This is a genomic window from Rhodospira trueperi, assembly GCF_900101965.1.
Classification (GTDB): Bacteria; Pseudomonadota; Alphaproteobacteria; order Rhodospirillales; family Rhodospirillaceae; genus Rhodospira; species Rhodospira trueperi.
In genome coordinates this window covers 87,212-104,758 of sequence record NZ_FNAP01000013.1, presented here as the reverse complement: position 1 = coordinate 104,758, position 17,547 = coordinate 87,212, and the positions used below count along the sequence as shown (strand labels likewise).

10 protein-coding genes and 1 pseudogene are annotated in these 17,547 nt (G+C 66.9%); 8 read left to right on the top strand and 3 right to left on the bottom strand.

Annotation, left to right across the window (positions count from 1 at the left end; all coding sequences use genetic code 11):
• Positions 1 to 12 precede the first annotated feature (12 nt).
• From tssK to BLS85_RS15155, 6 genes are all read left to right on the top strand, one after another.
• On the top strand, positions 13 to 1,347 hold the full coding sequence (tssK, locus tag BLS85_RS15180; protein ID WP_092787582.1) for a type VI secretion system baseplate subunit TssK: 1,335 nt from the start codon (positions 13 to 15) through the stop codon (positions 1,345 to 1,347).
• A 72-nt stretch (positions 1,348 to 1,419) separates the two neighbouring features.
• Positions 1,420 to 2,904, top strand: coding sequence for a type IVB secretion system protein IcmH/DotU (icmH, locus tag BLS85_RS15175; protein WP_092787581.1), 1,485 nt, complete (start codon positions 1,420 to 1,422; stop codon positions 2,902 to 2,904).
• Between the two features lie 66 nt (positions 2,905 to 2,970).
• Positions 2,971 to 6,687 (top strand): type VI secretion system membrane subunit TssM, encoded by a 3,717-nt coding sequence (tssM, locus tag BLS85_RS15170; protein ID WP_092787580.1) that lies wholly within the window; start codon positions 2,971 to 2,973, stop codon positions 6,685 to 6,687.
• Complete coding sequence (tagF, locus tag BLS85_RS15165) at positions 6,688 to 7,413, top strand: type VI secretion system-associated protein TagF (protein ID WP_092787579.1); 726 nt, start codon at positions 6,688 to 6,690, stop codon at positions 7,411 to 7,413.
• A gap of 52 nt (positions 7,414 to 7,465) precedes the next feature.
• The gene (locus tag BLS85_RS15160; RefSeq protein ID WP_176793783.1) at positions 7,466 to 9,049 is read left to right on the top strand and encodes a class I SAM-dependent methyltransferase; all 1,584 of its coding nucleotides are present in this window, start codon (positions 7,466 to 7,468) and stop codon (positions 9,047 to 9,049) included.
• Positions 9,050 to 9,108: 59 nt separating this feature from the next.
• Positions 9,109 to 9,861: a PP2C family protein-serine/threonine phosphatase gene (locus BLS85_RS15155; RefSeq protein ID WP_218128451.1), complete on the top strand. Its 753-nt coding sequence runs from the start codon at positions 9,109 to 9,111 to the stop codon at positions 9,859 to 9,861.
• Between the two features lie 25 nt (positions 9,862 to 9,886).
• Here the strand turns inward: BLS85_RS15155 and BLS85_RS15150 are convergent, their stop codons facing one another.
• Entirely contained in the window at positions 9,887 to 10,819 is a 933-nt protein-coding gene (locus BLS85_RS15150; protein ID WP_092787576.1) for a hypothetical protein, read from the bottom strand.
• Positions 10,820 to 11,124: 305 nt separating this feature from the next.
• Between BLS85_RS15150 and BLS85_RS15145 the strand changes: the two are divergent.
• Positions 11,125 to 12,030: pseudogene (locus BLS85_RS15145) on the top strand (2-oxo acid dehydrogenase subunit E2); the annotation flags it as partial.
• 12 nt (positions 12,031 to 12,042) lie between these two features.
• On the opposite strand, the gene BLS85_RS15140 reads toward BLS85_RS15145, so the two are convergent.
• Positions 12,043 to 13,182 (bottom strand): glycosyltransferase, encoded by a 1,140-nt coding sequence (locus BLS85_RS15140; RefSeq protein WP_143027216.1) that lies wholly within the window; start codon positions 13,180 to 13,182, stop codon positions 12,043 to 12,045.
• 64 nt (positions 13,183 to 13,246) lie between these two features.
• Positions 13,247 to 16,081, bottom strand: a complete 2,835-nt coding sequence (locus tag BLS85_RS15135) for a [protein-PII] uridylyltransferase (RefSeq protein WP_092787573.1) — start codon at positions 16,079 to 16,081, stop codon at positions 13,247 to 13,249.
• Between the two features lie 311 nt (positions 16,082 to 16,392).
• Here BLS85_RS15135 and BLS85_RS15130 point away from each other — a divergent pair, with 311 nt between their 5' ends.
• Complete coding sequence (locus BLS85_RS15130; RefSeq protein ID WP_092787572.1) at positions 16,393 to 17,508, top strand: PAS domain S-box protein; 1,116 nt, start codon at positions 16,393 to 16,395, stop codon at positions 17,506 to 17,508.
• Positions 17,509 to 17,547: the final 39 nt, after the last annotated feature.

Below are 17,547 nucleotides of genomic sequence, written 5' to 3'. Positions count from 1 at the left end.
TCGGGGGACGGCATGGGTTGGCGTAACAGGGTGGTCTGGTCCGAGGGCATGTTCCTGCGGGCCCAGCACTTCCAGCAGGCGGATCGCTACGTCGAGGGGTTGGTGCGCGACCGCACCGCCGACATGATGCCGGCGCCCTGGGGCATCACCGCGCTGTCGGTGGATGCCGAATTGCTGGAGACCGGCCGCTTCGCGGTGATCGAGTGCCGGGGCGTCATGCCCGATGGCACGCCGTTCTCCATCCCCGACGAGGCCGACACGCCGCCTCCCCTGGAACTCACGGAAAAGGCCCGGGGGGCCGAGATCTTCCTGACCCTGCCGCTGCGCCGCCCGGGCCTGTCGGAAATGGCGCTTGATGCCCGGGGCGAGGCCACCGCGCGCTTCATGGCGGAAGACTACGAATCGGTGGATGACATCGCCGGATCGGATGTGACCGCGACCATCCAGGTCGGCCGACAGCGTCTGCGCTTCCGTCTGGAAGGCGAGGATCGGGCCGGTTATGCCAGCCTGGGCTTGGCGCGGGTCGCCAGCGTTGACGCCGACGGACGTGTCAAGCTGGAGAACGAGTATATCCCCTCCGCCCTGGTGTGCCGGGCGGCGCGGCCGCTGTTCGCCGTGATGACGGAGTTGCAGGGTCTGCTGCACCACCGGGGCGAGGCCCTGGCCGCCCGCCTGTCCCAGTCCGGGACCAAGGGTGTGGCGGAAATCTCCGATTTCCTGCTGTTGCAGGCCACCAACCGATACGAACCCCTTCTGACCCACTGGGCCACCAGCGGAGACGTCCATCCGGAACGGTTCTATGCGCTGTGCCTGGAGATGGCCGGTGAACTGTCCACGTTCGCGGCGCAGTCGCGCCGCCCGGCAAAGTTCCCGCCGTACCGCCATGATGCCTTGCGGGAGACCTTCGAGCCGGTGATCGCCGACCTGCGCCACTCGCTCAGCGCGGTGCTGGAGCAGACCGCGATCCAGCTCGAACTGCGGGCCACCCGCTCGGGCGTTCTGGTATCCGCCATCAACGACCGCAGCCTGCTCAATCAGGCGGTGTTCGTGCTGGCGGTCAAGGCCGATGTTTCGCCCGAGGTGCTGCGCCGGCACTTCCCGCATCAGGTCAAGATCGGGCCGGTGGAGGACATCCGCCAACTGGTCAACTCGGCGCTGCCGGGCGTGGACGCCAACCCGCTGGCGGTCGCGCCGCGCCAGATCCCCTATCACGCCGACTTCGTGTACTTCGAACTCGACAAGACCGGGGAGTTCTGGCGCCGGCTGGCAACGTCGGGCGGGATCGGCATTCATATCGGGGGCGATTACCCCGGCATTGAAATGGAACTGTGGGCGATCCGGCAGTAGAAACCGTCGGGACCGACGGGACGGCGGACATGGCACGGATGGTGGCGCGGATGGTGGTAAAGGCGGACAACGATGGCCGATGACGACAACAAGGATCCGTTCAGCGAGCCGGGGGACATCGAACGCACGGTGATCCGGCCGTCGCCGGCCCGGCGGTCGTCACCCGGGGGCACCGGGGGCGGCCGGCCCGCCGCGCCCGCGCCGTCCGCCGGTCGCCGACAGGCACCGCGCCCGCCAGAGCCGGCCGCGTTCGATGACGAACCCGATCCGGCACCCTCCCGGCGCTCCGCCGGGTCCGGGGGATCGCGCGGGACGGCTTCAGCCGCCCCGGTGGGAGACATCGCCGCCGATCTGGCCGAGCGCTCCCGTCACAATCCCGTGGTTGCCGCCGCCTCGCCCCTGCTCAGCCTGATCGCCCGCCTGCGCCTGGGCGGCACACACCGTGACCCGGACGCCCTGCGGGATCGGGTGATGGAGGAATTCGAGGCCTTCAACCGCCGGCTGAAGAAGACGGACCTGCCCGAGGACCAGCACCGCACCGCGCACTATGTGCTGTCGGCCACCATGGACGACATCGTCCTGAACACGCCGTGGGGTAGCGGGTCGATCTGGTCGCGCGAGGGCATGACCCTGTGCTTCCACGGCGAGGCCTACGGCGGCAAGCGTTTCTACAGCCTTCTCAATCGGATGAGTGAGAACCCGGGCCGCAACGGGCGTGTCCTGGAGTTGATTTACCTCTGCCTCTCGCTCGGTTTCGAGGGCGAGTTGCGGGTGCTGGACCGCGGCCGCAGCGAGCACCGGCGCAAGCGCGACGGCCTGTACCGCCTCTTGCTCGACATCCGGGGCGAACCGCCGGAGGAACTGTCGCCGCACTGGCGCGGCGCCGAAACGGGTCATCGCCCCGTCGCCTCGCTGATCCCCGTGTGGGTCATCGCCAGCGCGACGGCGGCCCTTCTGGTTCTGCTCTTCGTGGCTTTCTCGTGGTGGCTCAACACCAAGAGCGATGACCTGTACGGGGCCTTCGCCGGTCTTCCGCCCAGCGGCGCCATCGTCATCGAACAGGTCACCGAACCGCCACCGCCGACACCACCTCCGCCGCCCGAGGTGGCCGAGGAAAGCCAGATCGAGCGCGTAAGCGGGTTCCTCGAACAGGAGATCGAGGACGGCTTGGTGTCGGTGCTTGAGGACGCGCGGGTCATCACCGTGCGGCTGATGGCGCGCGGCATGTTCCCGTCCGGCTCCGCCACCGTCAGCGAGCGGTTCCACTCCGTCCTGAACCGGGTCGGGCTGGCGCTCAATGACGAACCCGGCAAGGTCATCATCCAGGGCCACACCGACAACGTGCCGATCCGCACGGTGCGCTTCCCGTCCAACTACGACCTGTCGCTGGCGCGCGCCCAGGCCGTCCGGGATCTGATCGCTGCGGACCTGGACAAACCTGATCGCCTGAGCGTGGAGGCCAAGGCCGCCACCGAGCCGATCGCCGACAACAGCACGCCGGAAGGCCGCGAGGCCAACCGACGCACCGATGTCCTGCTCGTCAAGCAGGGTTCCTGAGGCCGGGGCGCGCGGCGATGGTCGCGCGCCCGTTGGCCGGTTCGAGAAGACAAACGGATACCGACCGTGAGCAAGATCCTCTCCATCCTGACGCGAGGCTGGTTCCTTGGACTGATCGGAACCCTGTTCCTGATCGTCCTGATCTGGTTCATCGGCCCGCTGGTCGCCATCGGCTCCGTCAGACCCCTTGAGGGCGTCGCGGCGCGCCTGCTGGGGGCGCTGATCCTGCTGGTCATCTGGGCCGGCTTCGTGGTGGTCGGGATCCTGCGCCGGAGGAAGCGGCAGGCGGCGCTGACCGAAGGCATGGCCGAGAACGCCGAAACCGGTGCGGCGGCCGACGCCGGGCCAGAGGTGGAATCGCTACGCAAGGGCCTGCAGTCCGCGCTGGGCGAACTGCAGCGCATGCGCCGGAAGGATGGAAAGAGCGGCCGGGCCTATCTCTACGAGCTGCCCTGGTACATGATCATCGGCCCGCCTGGGTCGGGCAAGACCACGGCGCTGATGAACTCCGGTCTGGGCTTTCCGTTGGGCACCGAGCCAGGCAAGGCCAAGGTCTCCGGCGCCGGCGGCACCCGTAACTGCGACTGGTGGTTCACGGACGAGGCCGTGCTGCTGGACACGGCTGGCCGCTACACCACCCAGGATTCCGACGCCGGGGTGGACGCCGCCGCTTGGGACGGCTTCCTGGGCATTCTGCGCAAGGCCCGGCCGCGCCAGCCGGTCAACGGGCTGATCGTGGCCATCAGCCTGTCGGACATCATGACGGTCTCCGAAGCGGAGCGTCGCACTCACGCCCTGGCCATCCGCAAGCGCATCTCCGAGCTGTATGACCGCCTGGGGCTGCGCCTGCCGGTCTACGTCATGCTGACCAAGGCCGATCTGGTGGCCGGCTTCATGGAATTCTTCGCCGACATGCGGCGCGACGAGCGCGCCCAGGTCTGGGGCATGACCTTCCCGGCGGAAACCGGCAAGCCAGGGACCGGAACCGATCCGCTGGACCTGTTCCCCGACGAGCTTGACCTGCTGATGGAGCGCCTGGAGCAGCGCCGCCTGAACCGCCTGCAACAGGAAGACGACTACGCCCGCGCCGGCCTGATCGCCGGATTCCCGTTGCAGGTCGCGGCTTTGCGCGATCCGGTCATGCAGGTGCTGGAGGAGGCGTTCCGCGCCGGCCGCTATGAGGATCCGATCCTGCTGCGCGGCGTCTACTTCACCAGCGGCACGCAGGACGGCACGCCCATCGACCGCGTCATGGCCGGGCTGGCCGGGCGCTTTGGCGTGCCGCCGGCCAAGTTCGGTGCCTTCCGGGGACAAGGCCGCAGCTTCTTCCTGACCCGCCTGCTGCGCGAGGTGCTGTTCCGCGAGGCCGGCCTTGTGGGCCGCAACCGCCGCGCCGAACTGCGCCAGAAATGGACCCGCATCGCCGCGCTGGCAACCTCCGTCCTTGTGCTTGGCGGCGCGGTCGGCCTGTGGACCTGGAGCACTCTGGTCAACCTGGACCTGATGGAGCGGGTTCGCGCCGGAGTCGACACCTACCGCACCCAGGTCCAGGCCGTTCTGGGAAGCGACGGGGACACGGTGGTGGTGGACTCCGCCGACTTGCCGCCGATCATACCGCCCCTTGCCACCGTGCGCGATCTGCCCACCGGCTACGCGCACCGCGACGAACCCCGCCCGACCGGGTCCGGATTCGGCCTGTACCAGGGCGAGAAACTAGCGCAGCAGACCCAGGCCGCCTACGCCAAGGCGCTGGACGGACTCCTGCTGCCACGCCTGACCTACCGTCTGCGCGACATGCTGATGGAGGCCCAGGAAACCGAGACGCTGTACAGCCTCCTGAAGCTTTACCTGATGGTCGGCGGCAGAGGGCCGCTGGACGAGAACCTGTTCCGGCAATGGGCGATCCTGGATGCGCGGCAGCGCTATCCCGGACAGCGCAACGAGGCCATGCGCGCGGACCTCGATGCCCATGTGGCGGCCCTGATGAACGGCGTGCCCACGGTCATGCCGCTGGACGGCGCCCTGGTCGAGCGCACCCGCGAAACCCTGAAGCGCCAGCCCCTCGCCGAACGGGCCTATGCCCTGATCCAGAACAGCCGCGAAGCCAAGGCCCTGCCGGACTGGAGCATTCTCGACGCCGCCGGACCGTCCGCGCAGCGGGTCTTCGCCCGCCGCTCGGGCGCCGATCTGGATGAGGGCGTGGACGGCTTCTACACCTACACCGGCTTCCACACCGTCTTCCTGCCGATGCTGGTGGACGTCTCGCGCGAAGTGGCCGGGGAAAGCTGGGTCCTGGGCCAGAACGAAGCGCTTCAGGACGAGCAGATCCGCCGCCTGGAGCGGGACCTCGCCGCGTTGTACATGGACGATTATGTCGCGACGTGGGATGCGCTCCTGGGCGACATCGTGCTGGTGCCGTTCAATACGGCCGGCGACGCGACCGAGGTTCTGAGCCTGCTGTCCGGGGCCAACTCGCCGCTGCGCAATCTGTTGACGGAGGTCGCCAACCAGACCCGTCTGGCGCGCCCCGAGGAACAGGGCACGGGCGGCATCGCCGATTTGTCGAACCTTGGCGGAGGATCGCCGGGCCAACAGGCGGAAGCCGTGGAGTCGGCGGCCGGGCAGGCCCGTCAGGTCACCCAGGCCCTGGGTCTGGGCTCCGGCGCGCTGTCAACGGTCGAGCGGCTAGCCGGCATCTTCTCCGACTCCGGCTTGGCCGGGGGTGGCGGCGGCGGCAGTGCCGCTTCCGGTGGCGGCGCCCAGGACCAGACCCTGCCCGGGCAGTTTGTCAACGACCGCTTCCGCCGGCTCCATGACTATGTCCTGGCCATGGACGGCGGCTCCCCGCCCCTTGACGGACTGATCGATCAGCTTGACCGAGCCTACAGCGAGCTTCGACGCGTGTCCGACAGCGGGGGGAACCTTGCCGCACTCACGGCCGGGGGCGGTGGCGGTGGCGGCGGCGCCGCCGTCGACACCATTCGCCGGCTGGAGACCGAGGCCGGACAGGTGCCGGCACCGCTGTCGGGCTGGCTCACCCAGATCGCATCGGGCGGGCAGACGGTCGCCGTCAGCAGCACGCGCGAAACCCTGAGCGGGGGCTGGAGCGCCGAGATCCTGCCCTTCTGCCGGGAGGCCATTCAGGGCCGCTATCCGTTCGCGTCGGGCGCCGGAAATGAGGTCGCGCTGGCCGATTTCGCGCGTCTGTTCGCGCCGAACGGCATGATCGACTCGTTCTTCCGTCAGAACCTGCTGCCCTATGTGGACATGTCGTCCAAGCCGTGGCGCAGCCGTCGACACAATGGGCTGGATCTGGGACTGTCGCGGGCCACCCTGGCCCAGTTCGAGCGGGCCGCGGCCATCCGCGATGCCTTCTTCCCGACCGGCGGCTCGCAGCTTTCCGTCTCGTTCGAGGTCACACCCGTGGCCCTCGACAACAGCGCCAACAGCGTGATCCTGGAAATCGACGGCCAAACGGTGGGGTATGCCCATGGTCCGATCTCGACGCAGCGCCTGACGTGGCCGGGGTCCACCACGCGGACCCGGCTGTCGTTCCAGCCCGACCTGCCGGGATCCCAATCCATCCAGTCGTTCAACGGTCCCTGGGGGTTCTTCCGCCTGCTCGATCAGGGGCACCGGCTCCAGGGCGGGACCGGCGACCGCTTCCGAGCCGTCTTCACGTCCGGCGCGCGGTCGGCGACGTTCGAGATCCGGGCGGGCAGTGTCACCAATCCGTTCAACCTGCCGGAACTCCGGTCGTTCCGGTGCCCAGGGGACCTCTGAATGCCGGGGCTCGGGTTTTACGGCAAGCTGCCGGCGCACGGCGACTTCGTGCGCCGCGGGATGAGCCCGGCCCTGGCCACGGCCTGGGACGGGTGGTTGAGCGCGCTGATGGCCGCCGTGCGCGACGACCTGGGGGAGGAGGCGTGGCTCGATGCCTACTTGACCGGACCGGTCTGGCGCTTCGCCCTGGGGCACGGTGTGGCCGGCGTGGCGCAGACGGGGGTGATGGTGCCCAGCGTGGACCGGGTGGGGCGTTACTTCCCCCTGGTCCTGACGGCCCCGCTGGACGGCCCCCGCAGGCTGGCGACGGCATTACGGCATGGCCGGAGCCTGCTGGACCAACTGGAGGATCTGGCCTGCCGCGCCCTGGATTCCGACTCGCTGGACGCCGATGATCTGATGTCCGACCTGGAGGCCCTCGACTGGGGTTGGCCCGATACGGCCGACGATCCCGCCGGGGCCGGAGAGTCGTCGCGTCCCGGTGTCTGGGTGCCCTTGGGCAACGCCGAGGCCTGCGAGACCATCACCGGGTTGGCATGGCTGATGACGGACGCCGGCGGCCCCCTGGAAGATAGTATGGGAGGGCTGTGGTGGACCGATGGCTCCGAACAGGTCGGCGGCGGCATCCTGCGGACACGCGGGTGGCCTCCGGTGCCGCAGGCGGTGGCGTTCCTTGACGGCGCCTGGGCGGCACGGGGCTGGACCGGATGGTCGCGGGCCGCGTGACGGCTGGCGGACACGGTTCGATGGTGACAGACACGGGCGCGGGGACAGGCGTATGAGCGGATCGACACACGGGCATGGATACGTGACCGACCTGCCCTATCTGACCCGGTCCTATCCCCAGTACGCGCCCGCCTATCTGCGCCTGTCGGCCATGCTGGCCGGCTACGACATCCCCGCGTTGCAGCCCGGCTCCGCGGTTCTGGAACTCGGGTGCGGCTATGGCAACCTGGTGATCTCGGCGGCGGCCGCCTATCCCGACTGCGATTTCGTCGGCGTGGATTTCAACCCCAGCCACATCGCCGCCGCGCGCCAGCGCGCGGCTGATCTGGGGCTGACCAACATCACCCTGCTGGACGCCGATTTCGCAGATCTCGCGGACGACCCGCAGGCCCTGCCCGACTGCGATCTCGTCATCTGCCACGGCGTCTATTCCTGGGTGGCCCCGTCCGTCAGGCTCGCCATCCAGCGCATTCTGGCGCGCCATGTGCGCCCGGGGGGGCTGGTCTTCATCACCTACAACGTGCTTCCGGGCAGCGCCTCGATGTCGGTGTTGCAGCGGGCGCTGTACGAGACCGCCTCGCTGTCGGTCGGGCGCAGCGATCACCGGTTGGGCGAGGCGATCACCCGGATCAAGGCCATGCACGCTGCCGACGCCGCGCATCTGGCCGGCAACAAACTGATCGAAAGCCTGCTGGACTCCTTCGACGAGGCCGACCCAGCGTATCTGGCGCACGAATACACCAACACCAATTGGTCGGCCCTGTATCACGCCGATGTGGCGCGGGACATGGAACAGGCCCGCCTGACCTACATCGGCAGCGCGACACCCTATGAGAACTTCCCGGCCCTGCTTCTCCAACCCCAACAAAACGAGACCCTGAACGAGATTCCTGTTTCATCGGTGCGGGAGACGTTACGCGACTATTTCATGGAACGGATTCTACGCAAAGACCTCTACGTGCGCGGCCCCCGCCGCCTGACGGAGCGGGCGCGGGACCGAACCCTGGATGAATGTCTTCTGGCCGCCGGCATCAATCCCGAGGACGCGACGTACCGCGTGACCGTACCGGCCGGACGCATCGATCTGGAGGCCCCCTTCCGCGAAGCCTGCGAACGCCTCTGGCGGGAAGAACGCCTGCCCCTGGGCGCTCTGATGGCGGGACCCTTCGCCAATACCGAGCAGAATCGCCCGGAAACCGTCGCGCTGATGTTGTCTGGCGGCCTTGCGATCCCAAGTCTTGACGCACCGGGTGAGACCACGCGCGCGGCCTGCCGCCGAGCCTTGGCGCAGGCCGTCGAGGCGGTGCATGATGGAGGCTTACAGACGCGCCCCACCGTCCTGGTGCCGCGTCTGGGCTGCGAACAGCCGGTGGGCGGTCTGGAGGCGCTTGTGCTGGATGCGCTGGCGCGCGGGCGGCCACAGGCGCCCGAAATCCTCGTCCCCGAACTGTGGGCATACTTCAAAGAGAAGGGGGAAGTCGTGATGCACAAGGGCGAGAAGATCTCCGATACGGCCCAGTGCCACGCCCTTCTGATCGACCTCATCCGCGATATGCTGTCGGAACGGGTTCCGCTGTGGCGTGCCCTGGGCATGCTATTGGACACCCCCGATCATGCGGAGATCATGGACCCATGAGTGCTGACGGATATCGCGTCCGGTCCATCGCGTCCTCTGATACGGGGCGGGTTCGACGCGTGAACGAGGATGCCTTCCTGGAGCGCCCCGACATCGGTCTGTGGGCGGTCGCCGACGGCATGGGCGGACACAGCCGCGGCGACGTGGCCAGCAACATGGTGCGCGAGGCGCTGGCCGCCATGCCCGCGCCCACATCCGGACTCGACCTGTTGCAGACCGTACGGGCGACCCTGCTGGATGTTCATGACGCGCTGCTCTGGGAAGCCCGCGAGGCGGGCGACGATCAGACCATGGGCACGACGGTCGTGGTGCTGCTGATCCACGATGACCATTATGCCTGTGTGTGGGTGGGAGACTCCCGCTGTTATCTGTTCCGGGACGGCGAGCTCGGCCGCGTCACGCACGATCATAGCGTCGTCCAGGACATGATCGACAATGGCTCGCTGCAGGAACACGAGGCGGAATCCCACCCCCTGTCCAACGTGGTGACCCAGGCCCTGGGCGCGCCCGTGGATCTGGCCCCGTCCACGGTGCACGGACCGCTGCGAAAAGGCGACCTGCTGTTGCTGTGCTCGGACGGGCTGACCCGCATGGTGCCGGAGACCGAGATCGCCCGGCTTCTGCGGGACCAGGGCGTGGCGGCGGTGGACGATCTGATCGCCGAGGCGCTGCGGGCCGGCGGCCGGGACAACGTCACGGTCATTGCCGTGGCACCGTACGGAGACGATGGAGCCGGCCGACACGTCGCACCACCGCCCACCAACGACGCGCTGGACGACGACGTTTTCTTCGACCGCACCGTCAAGCGCTGACCGTCACCGGTCGAGGCGCCCCCCCCTACCCGGACGCCCGCGCCAGATACTCGGGCCGGTAGCGCAACGAGCGACGCACCGGCCGATCCATCGTGTCCAGCAGGTCCATTTCAAGTGTCGGATCGGCGCGCATGGCATCGCGCGACGCAAGGTGGAGAATGCCAACCGGGCGGTGCGGGATTTCCGCCTCAACAAAAGCACCCGTCTCCGCGCAGACACGCGGAACATCCAGGTAGTTGCAGGCGTGCGGCATCATGGCGACGGGCAGGCCATCCAGGTGAACGGCCATGACGATGGCCATCTGATTGGACCCGAAGATGCGCCCATGCCGGACCATGCGCGTCATGTACCCCTGGATCGCCGGCCAGTGCGGCGCGTCACCCGCCAGCGCGAAAACCCCGTTGTTGAACGGCCGGACCCGGGCCAGTTTCCGGACCACATCAGCGCCCAGGCGAGCGCGCCGGGCATGCTTCATGCAGTAGGTCCGGGCCAGGGCGAGCCCCCCGACATGGCTCCGAATATCAACCGGGATCGGTCCCGTCGGGGTGTCGTCATATCCCACGGCCAGTCGGGCGCGACGCACGCCGGCCAGCAGCCAATCGATGGCCGCCGGATCGCACACCCAGGCGTCCGCGTCGATCCAGATATAGACGTCGTAGCCGGGGAAGTAGTCCCGCGTGAACAGCTTGTTGACCCGCGCCATGAGCCAGTCGCGGTCACCGGCGCGGCGGCCGGCAGCGCCGATGTTCCAGGCGCCGTCGGCCAAATTTTCGACCCGGGGACGCAGACGCTCCAAGACCGGCGGGCTCATCCCGGTCGAGATCAGCGACAGGTCGATCCCATCCAGTGCCCGATGCGCGCGGACCGACGCGATCAAGTCCTCAGCCAGCGGCGCATAGCCGTCGTCAGCTCCGGTGACGATGGTGACTCGGGGAGAGGGCGGCGTGACGCTGGGCATGGAAGTCAGGTCCGGAACAGGCAAATGGCGCGGCCACCCTAGCCGGATCGACAGGCCCGGGCCACAAGACTTTCCCGCCCCCAACGGTGTTTGCCGTTGCCCCGGCGGCTGTGTTCGCTAGCATGCGCCAAGGACGCCACGTTCCGGGCCCCACTTGAAAAAGGTGGGGCCAACCATACGTCGGGAGTGCGCGCCGGCTCGGCCGGCACCGGCCCTGGTGGCGGATCAGCGCCCGGAACCCGCGCCGCGATGCGCGCAATCGTTTGGGGTTGACGGAGACCTTTGCCATGGACACCACCCCTGCGGGGACCCGCCTCTTCGCCAGTCCCCTGGCCCGCCGACTGGCCGCCGACGCCGGTCTTGATCTTGGCGCCCTCACCGGATCCGGGCCGCGCGGGCGCATCGTCAAGGCGGACGTCGAACGGGCAAAGGCGGAAGGGCCGGCCCCCGCCGCCACACCGGCCGACCATACCGTGCCCTCTCCCGCCACCGCGCCTTCATCGCCGTCGCTTCAGCCGTGGCAAACCTACGAGGAAATCCCGAACTCCCAGATGCGCAAGGCCATCGGCCGCCGGCTGGTCGAGTCCAAACAGACCGTCCCTCATTTCTATCTGACCATCGATTGCGCGCTCGACGCCCTGCTGGATCTGCGCAAGCACCTCAACGAGCGGGCCAAGGACGGCGCATACCGGCTGTCGGTCAACGACCTCATCATCAAGGCCGCCGCCGTCGCCCTGCGCCGGGTACCGGCGGCCAACGCGGTGTGGACCGACGACGCCATCCTGCGGCTGGAGACGGTGGACATCTCGGTGGCCGTGGCCACCGACCGGGGGCTGATCACGCCCATCATCCGCAATGCCGATCAGAAGGGGCTGGCGGCCCTCTCCAATGAAATGAAGGATCTGGCGGCACGCGCCCGCGACGGCAAGCTGAAGCCGGACGAATACCAGGGCGGCGGGTTTTCCATCTCCAACCTGGGCATGTATGGCATCCGGGAGTTCTCGGCCATCATCAACCCGCCGCAAAGCTGCATCCTGGCCGTCGGTCAGGGCGAGCAGCGCCCCGTGGTCCGCGACGGCGCCCTGACCGTGGCCACCATGATAAGCTGCACGCTGTCGGTCGATCACCGCTCGGTCGACGGCGCCGTGGGTGCCGAATACATGGCGGCGTTCAAGGCGATCATTGAGGATCCGTTGTCTCTGCTGGTGTAAAATCGGGCGGTATCACTTCTCGACATACCGCTTCCTGAACACGATGTAGCGGTTGCCCAGGAAGTTGAAAATCATCCCGCACACGATGCCCGTCAGCGCCGCGACATAAATGGCCGTCGGCGTCTCGGGCAACACGCTGGTCCGCAGATACAGCGCAACGGCGTAGTTCACCACCATGCCCACGGCCGATGCGCCGAGAAATCCAAGGAACTGGGGCAGGATCGCGTTGTCTCGGGCATAACTGAACGTGAACCGCCGATTGAGCAGGAAGTTGGACACCAGACTGACCAGAATGCCCCCCGCAAGCGCACCCGAATCGGCAACCCCCAGCATCAACAGAATCGTCAACACAGTCAGGTTGACAACAACACCGGAGGCCCCCACGACCATGAACTGAAGGAAGTGCATCGCATTCCCGAACTGATGAATGTAAAGACGACGCAAATGCCTGATGTACTTCAGTTGCTCCTTCAAGCTCAATTTGCTCTCACCGTGAAGCCGGTCGGCGAAGTGAATTGGAACCTCCGCGACGTTCTCGAACCCGCACTTGACGATGAGTTCAAGTCCGATCTTGTAACCGACGGGGTTCAGGTCTTTCGCCCGGTCGAAATCCGCCTTCCGCAACGCGAAAAAGCCTGACATGGGATCGCGCACCGCGGTCAGGGGCCGCGCGAGCAGTGTGGCGACGGTGCTGTTCAGCCACCGGAACAGCCCCCAATCATCGTCCGTGGAGCCCCCCGGCACATAGCGCGATCCGATCACAAACTGCTGTCCCGATCCCAAGGCCAGAATCATCTGTGGGATCGCTTCCGGGGGATGACTGAGGTCGCAATCCATGCACACCAGGATCGGATGCCGGGCAGCACGAAATCCCTCAATGACCGACGGGCTCAGCCCCCGGTTTTCGGTGCGGACGATGATCCGAACCCAGTCGTACCCTGCCCGCTCAACCGCCTCAACGCTTCCGTCCCGGCTGTCGTCGTCCATGAATATCAACTCAAGATCGACACCCAGGCTTTGCCTCAACCAGTCGATCCGCTCGATCATCAGGGGAATGTTTTCAACCTCTTTATAGGTCGGAACAATAATGCTTGCATTTGTCTTTATAATAATTTCCGCAAGATCTTCATTGTCCTGAATTTGTTCTTGCACCGCAATCCATCTCCGATGGTTTCATCCCTGATCGTCCATACGACGAAGCTGGTTGGGGTCACCCCTACTCCGCCGCCCGGGTCGCCTTGCGTTCGGCATCCCGCGCCACCGCCGAGCCGTGTTCACTTTCCAGCGCCTGCAACGCCACCGCCTGTGTCAGCACACGCCGAATCTCCCGCAGCCTGCCCGGATGATCGATCTTCATCCCACACAAATCCTTGAGATAGAACACGTCGACCACACGCTCCCCGTAGGTATTGACGCGGGCGCTGGCGATCTGAACGTTCAGATGTGTCAGCGCCGACGTGACGGCATACAGGAACCCGGGCCGGTCACGACCGTTGACCTCGATCACGGTATGGGTCTTGGAGGCCTCCTCGTGAATGATGACACGGGGCGGCACGGAAAACGCCTTGGCCCGCGCCGGTAGCTTGCGGGACTTGCGGGCCAGTTCGCCACGCAGATCCAGGGTTCCGCCCACGGCCTTGACGACGGTCTCCCGCAACCGATCCAGACGGTGGGGTTGGTCCAGCGCGTCGCCCTCCGCCGACTGAACCGTAAAGGTATCCAGGACCATGCTGTCGGTCAGGGTGAAGATCTTGGCATCAACGATGGAACCGCCCGCCAGCGCGATCCCGCCAGCGATCTCGCTGAACAGGCCGGCATGATCGGGAGTATGAACGACCACCTCCGTCACCCCCCGTCCCGCGTCCACCCGCGTATCGACCGTCACGCCCGGGCCCGCGCCCGCGGCCGAGCCTTCGGCGCCATGGATCATCCGGGCGTGGCGCTCCTGCATGGTGGTATCACAGCTCAACCAGTAGCCCGGATAGCCCCGCGACAGATGCTCCTCGACCCAATCCGGAGGTAGGTCGCTCAAGGCCTCCCGCAGGGCCTGCTTGGCCCGCTCGACGCGACGATCCTGAGAGACCGTTGACGGATTGCCGATCAGAAACTCCTCGGTCCGGTAATACAGCTCCCGCAGCAGAGCTGCTTTCCAATTGTTCCAGATTCCCGGACCCACAGCCATGATATCGGCACAGGTCAGCACCAACAGCAGCATGAGCCGCTCCGGCGACTGCACCAGGGCGGCGAAGTCCTCGATGGTCTTGCGGTCGTCCACATCGCGGCGGAAGGCCACCCGGCTCATGTCCAGGTGACGCAGCACCAACCAAGCGACGGTATCGGTTTCCTCGTCGGACAGCCCCAGACGCGGACACACCTCCCGCGCCACCTCGGCGCCCAGCACCGAATGATCGCCGCCCCGCCCCTTGGCGATGTCGTGCAGCAGAACCGACACATAAAGCGCCCGGCGCGAATGGGCCTTATGGACCACCTTGGTCGCCACAGGCAGGCGCTCGGCCAAGGCGCCGCTCTCGATCCGGCTCAGGACACCGATGGCCCGGATGGTGTGCTCGTCCGTGGTATAGACGTGGTACATGTCGTACTGCATCTGCGCCGTAACACGCTCGAAATCGGGCATGAAGCGGCCGAACACGCCGGCCTCGCTCATCTGGCGCAGGATGGTGTCCGGCTCCTTGCGGTGGGTCAGCAGGTCCATGAACACGGCGTTGGCGTCGGGATCGTCCCGCAGCCCCTTCAGGCGCGACAGGTTCTCGGTCACCAGGCGCAGCGTATCGGGGTGGATGCTCAAACCGTGGTCGTGGGCGACCAGAAAGAGACGCAGCAGGGCGGGCGGATCGTCCGCGAACGTCCTGGGGCGAGGTACCGCCAGCCGGTCACCGTCGAGCACGAACCCGTTTAGATTCCGTCGGCGCATCACGAACCCAGGCACGGACAGCATGGGCCGGCGCTTCTGTTGCGCCTCCAGCACCGACAGGAAGATCCGGGTCAGGTTGCCGACATCGCGGGCGACCAGGAAATAGTGCTTCATGAAGCGCTCGACCCCGCGCGCGGCGGGCCGGTCCCGATAGCCCATGCGCTCGGCGATGCGCGGCTGTACGTCGAAGGTCACACGTTCCTCGGCGCGCCCGCTGATGTAGTGCAGATGCGCCCGCACCGTCCACAGAAAGGCCCGCGCCCGGGAGAACTTGGCCGCGGCGCTGGCGGTCAGCACGCCGGTTTCGACAAGTTCGTCCATGTCGGAGACCCGGTACAGATAGCGCGCGATCCAGAACAGCGTGTGCAGATCGCGCAGCCCGCCCTTGCCCTCCTTGATGTTGGGTTCCAGCACGTAGCGGGAGTCCCCCATCTTCTCGTGACGCTTGTCGCGCTCGGCCATCTTGGCCTCAAGAAACTCCGGCCCCGTTCCGGCCACGACCTTGGCATAGAGCTTGTGGGTCAACTCCTGGGCCAACGCCCTTTCGCCCCAGATATAGCGCGCCTCCAGCATGGCGGTGCGGATCGTCAGGTCGGCGCGGGCCTGGCGCAGGCATTCGTCCACCGACCGCGTCGAGTGCCCCACCTTCAGCCCCAGGTCCCACATAACGTACAGAATGCTCTCGACGACCTGCTCGGTGTACGGCGTGGCGCGGTAGGGCAGCAGAAACAGCAGGTCGATGTCCGAAAACGGCAGCATCTCGCCGCGCCCATAGCCGCCAACGGCCATGATGCAGAGCTTCTCACCGGTGGTCCGGCTCTGCTTCGGAAACAGGTGCGTGACCGTCACGTCATGCAACACCCGCACGATCTGGTCCATCAGATAGGTGTTGCCGGCACACAACGCGGCCCCGCTGCCGCCCTCACCCTCGAAGCGGCGGCGAATTTCCTCGCGCCCCCGGGACAGCGCGTCCTTCGCCGCGGCCAGTATGTCGGCGCGGGCCGCGCGCACCCCTTCCGGCCGCCCCTCGCTGACGAGGTCGGTCAGGTGTTCAAGCTGTACCGTCAACGCCCGCCGATCAATGATCGCGCGCGGACGCGGAGGACGGGGCAAGGACATGGCGGACATCCGTTCGCGACCCGGCCGACGCTGGCCGGATCACAGCTTGTGCCCCCCAGCCGCCCGCGTCAACCAACCGGCGCCCTTTGACCGAAGACGTGAGCGCATCGCCCCCTCGCACCACCACCGCAAAGGTCACGAGGATCCATAGTGTTTCGCTGACTTTCTGGGAGATTCCACGCTGCGGACAAGGTCGTTGCGCACCAGAGCCAAACGCGAGACGATTGGACACGGGAGTGTGGACCTACAGCTCCCCTCAAAAACCTTTCCGCCACTCCACGCCCCACACCTTCCAGTGCCGACGCCAAGCCATGACGGATGAACCGATAACCCTTCTCGACGCTCTCGAGAGCATCGCCATCCAGGGATACGACGCCGAACGGCGCGTCTTCTACTGGAACGACGCCAGCGAGGCGCTGTACGGCTATTCCCGCGCCGAGGCCCTTGGACAGCGCCTAGAGGATCTGATCATCCCGGACCAGCTTCGCGACGCGGTGATCCGGGAGATCAACGCTTGGCTTGGCGGAGGTCCCCCGCCGCGCGGCGGCGAAATCCGCCTGAAGCATCGCGACGGCCACCGGATCGAGGTTCATTCCAATCACCTCTCGCTGCCGGACGAGTCGGGTAGGCCACGCCTGTTCTGCGTCGACGTGCTTGTCCGGGATCAGGAGTCGCTTGAATCGATGCTGGACGGCGCTCCGGTCCCGAACATGAGCGCCGGCGTCATCGCCAGCCTGTCGCACGAGGTCCGCACCCCCTTGAACGCCATCCTGGGCTTCAGCGAGTTGGCGGCGGCTCGCGTACGGCCGCGCCTGCCCGACGATCCCGTGACACAGTATTTCCAGCACATCGAGACCGCCGGGCGCGAACTGAGCCACATTCTGGACCAGAGCCTTGCCGCAATGGGCGACACCCTGACCGACCTGACCCCGCGCCCGAGACTTGTTGAAGTGCAGGACGTTCTGGTCGAGGTGGCCAGCCTGATGATCGCGCTGTACCCCAACCATGGCAGCCCATTGGAGGTACGTTCCCTACCCGACCACCCGCGGGGCCGGTTCGATCCATTCCTGATCAAGCAGGCCGTCGCCGCCCTGACACGCTTTGCCCTGGCGAACAGCGCCGGTGGCACGCCCGTGACTCTGTCGGCCCAGATCCGCGCCGACGTGTCCGACATGGTCCTGTTCATGATCGAGGACGCTGGCCCGCAATTGCCCTATCCCATCCGCATTCGCCTGCTGTCCGGACAGCCGCTGAACATCGACGCGCACCGGTCGGAAAACCAGAGCGGATTGTTCCAGTTGTCCGTCGCCCAGCGCATTGCCCTTGCCACCGGCTCCATGCTGGCGTTTGATCGGACGGACGCGGGGACCAACAAGGCCGTGCTTGCCGTGCGCAGCCTGCCGGACGGCACCGGCGCAAACCCCTAGAGCAAATCCCGAGCGATCCGGAACGGATCGCGACGACGA

Excerpts from the sequence above, each read along its gene's own strand:
- BLS85_RS15160 (WP_176793783.1), top strand. The coding sequence starts at position 7,466 with ATGAGCGGATCGACACACGGGCATGGATACGTGACCGACCTGCCCTAT.
- BLS85_RS15150 (WP_092787576.1), bottom strand. The coding sequence starts at position 10,819 with ATGCCCAGCGTCACGCCGCCCTCTCCCCGAGTCACCATCGTCACCGGA.
- icmH (WP_092787581.1), top strand. The coding sequence starts at position 1,420 with ATGGCCGATGACGACAACAAGGATCCGTTCAGCGAGCCGGGGGACATC.
- tagF (WP_092787579.1), top strand. The coding sequence starts at position 6,688 with ATGCCGGGGCTCGGGTTTTACGGCAAGCTGCCGGCGCACGGCGACTTC.
- tssK (WP_092787582.1), top strand. The coding sequence starts at position 13 with ATGGGTTGGCGTAACAGGGTGGTCTGGTCCGAGGGCATGTTCCTGCGG.
- BLS85_RS15130 (WP_092787572.1), top strand. The coding sequence starts at position 16,393 with ATGACGGATGAACCGATAACCCTTCTCGACGCTCTCGAGAGCATCGCC.
- BLS85_RS15135 (WP_092787573.1), bottom strand. The coding sequence starts at position 16,081 with ATGTCCTTGCCCCGTCCTCCGCGTCCGCGCGCGATCATTGATCGGCGG.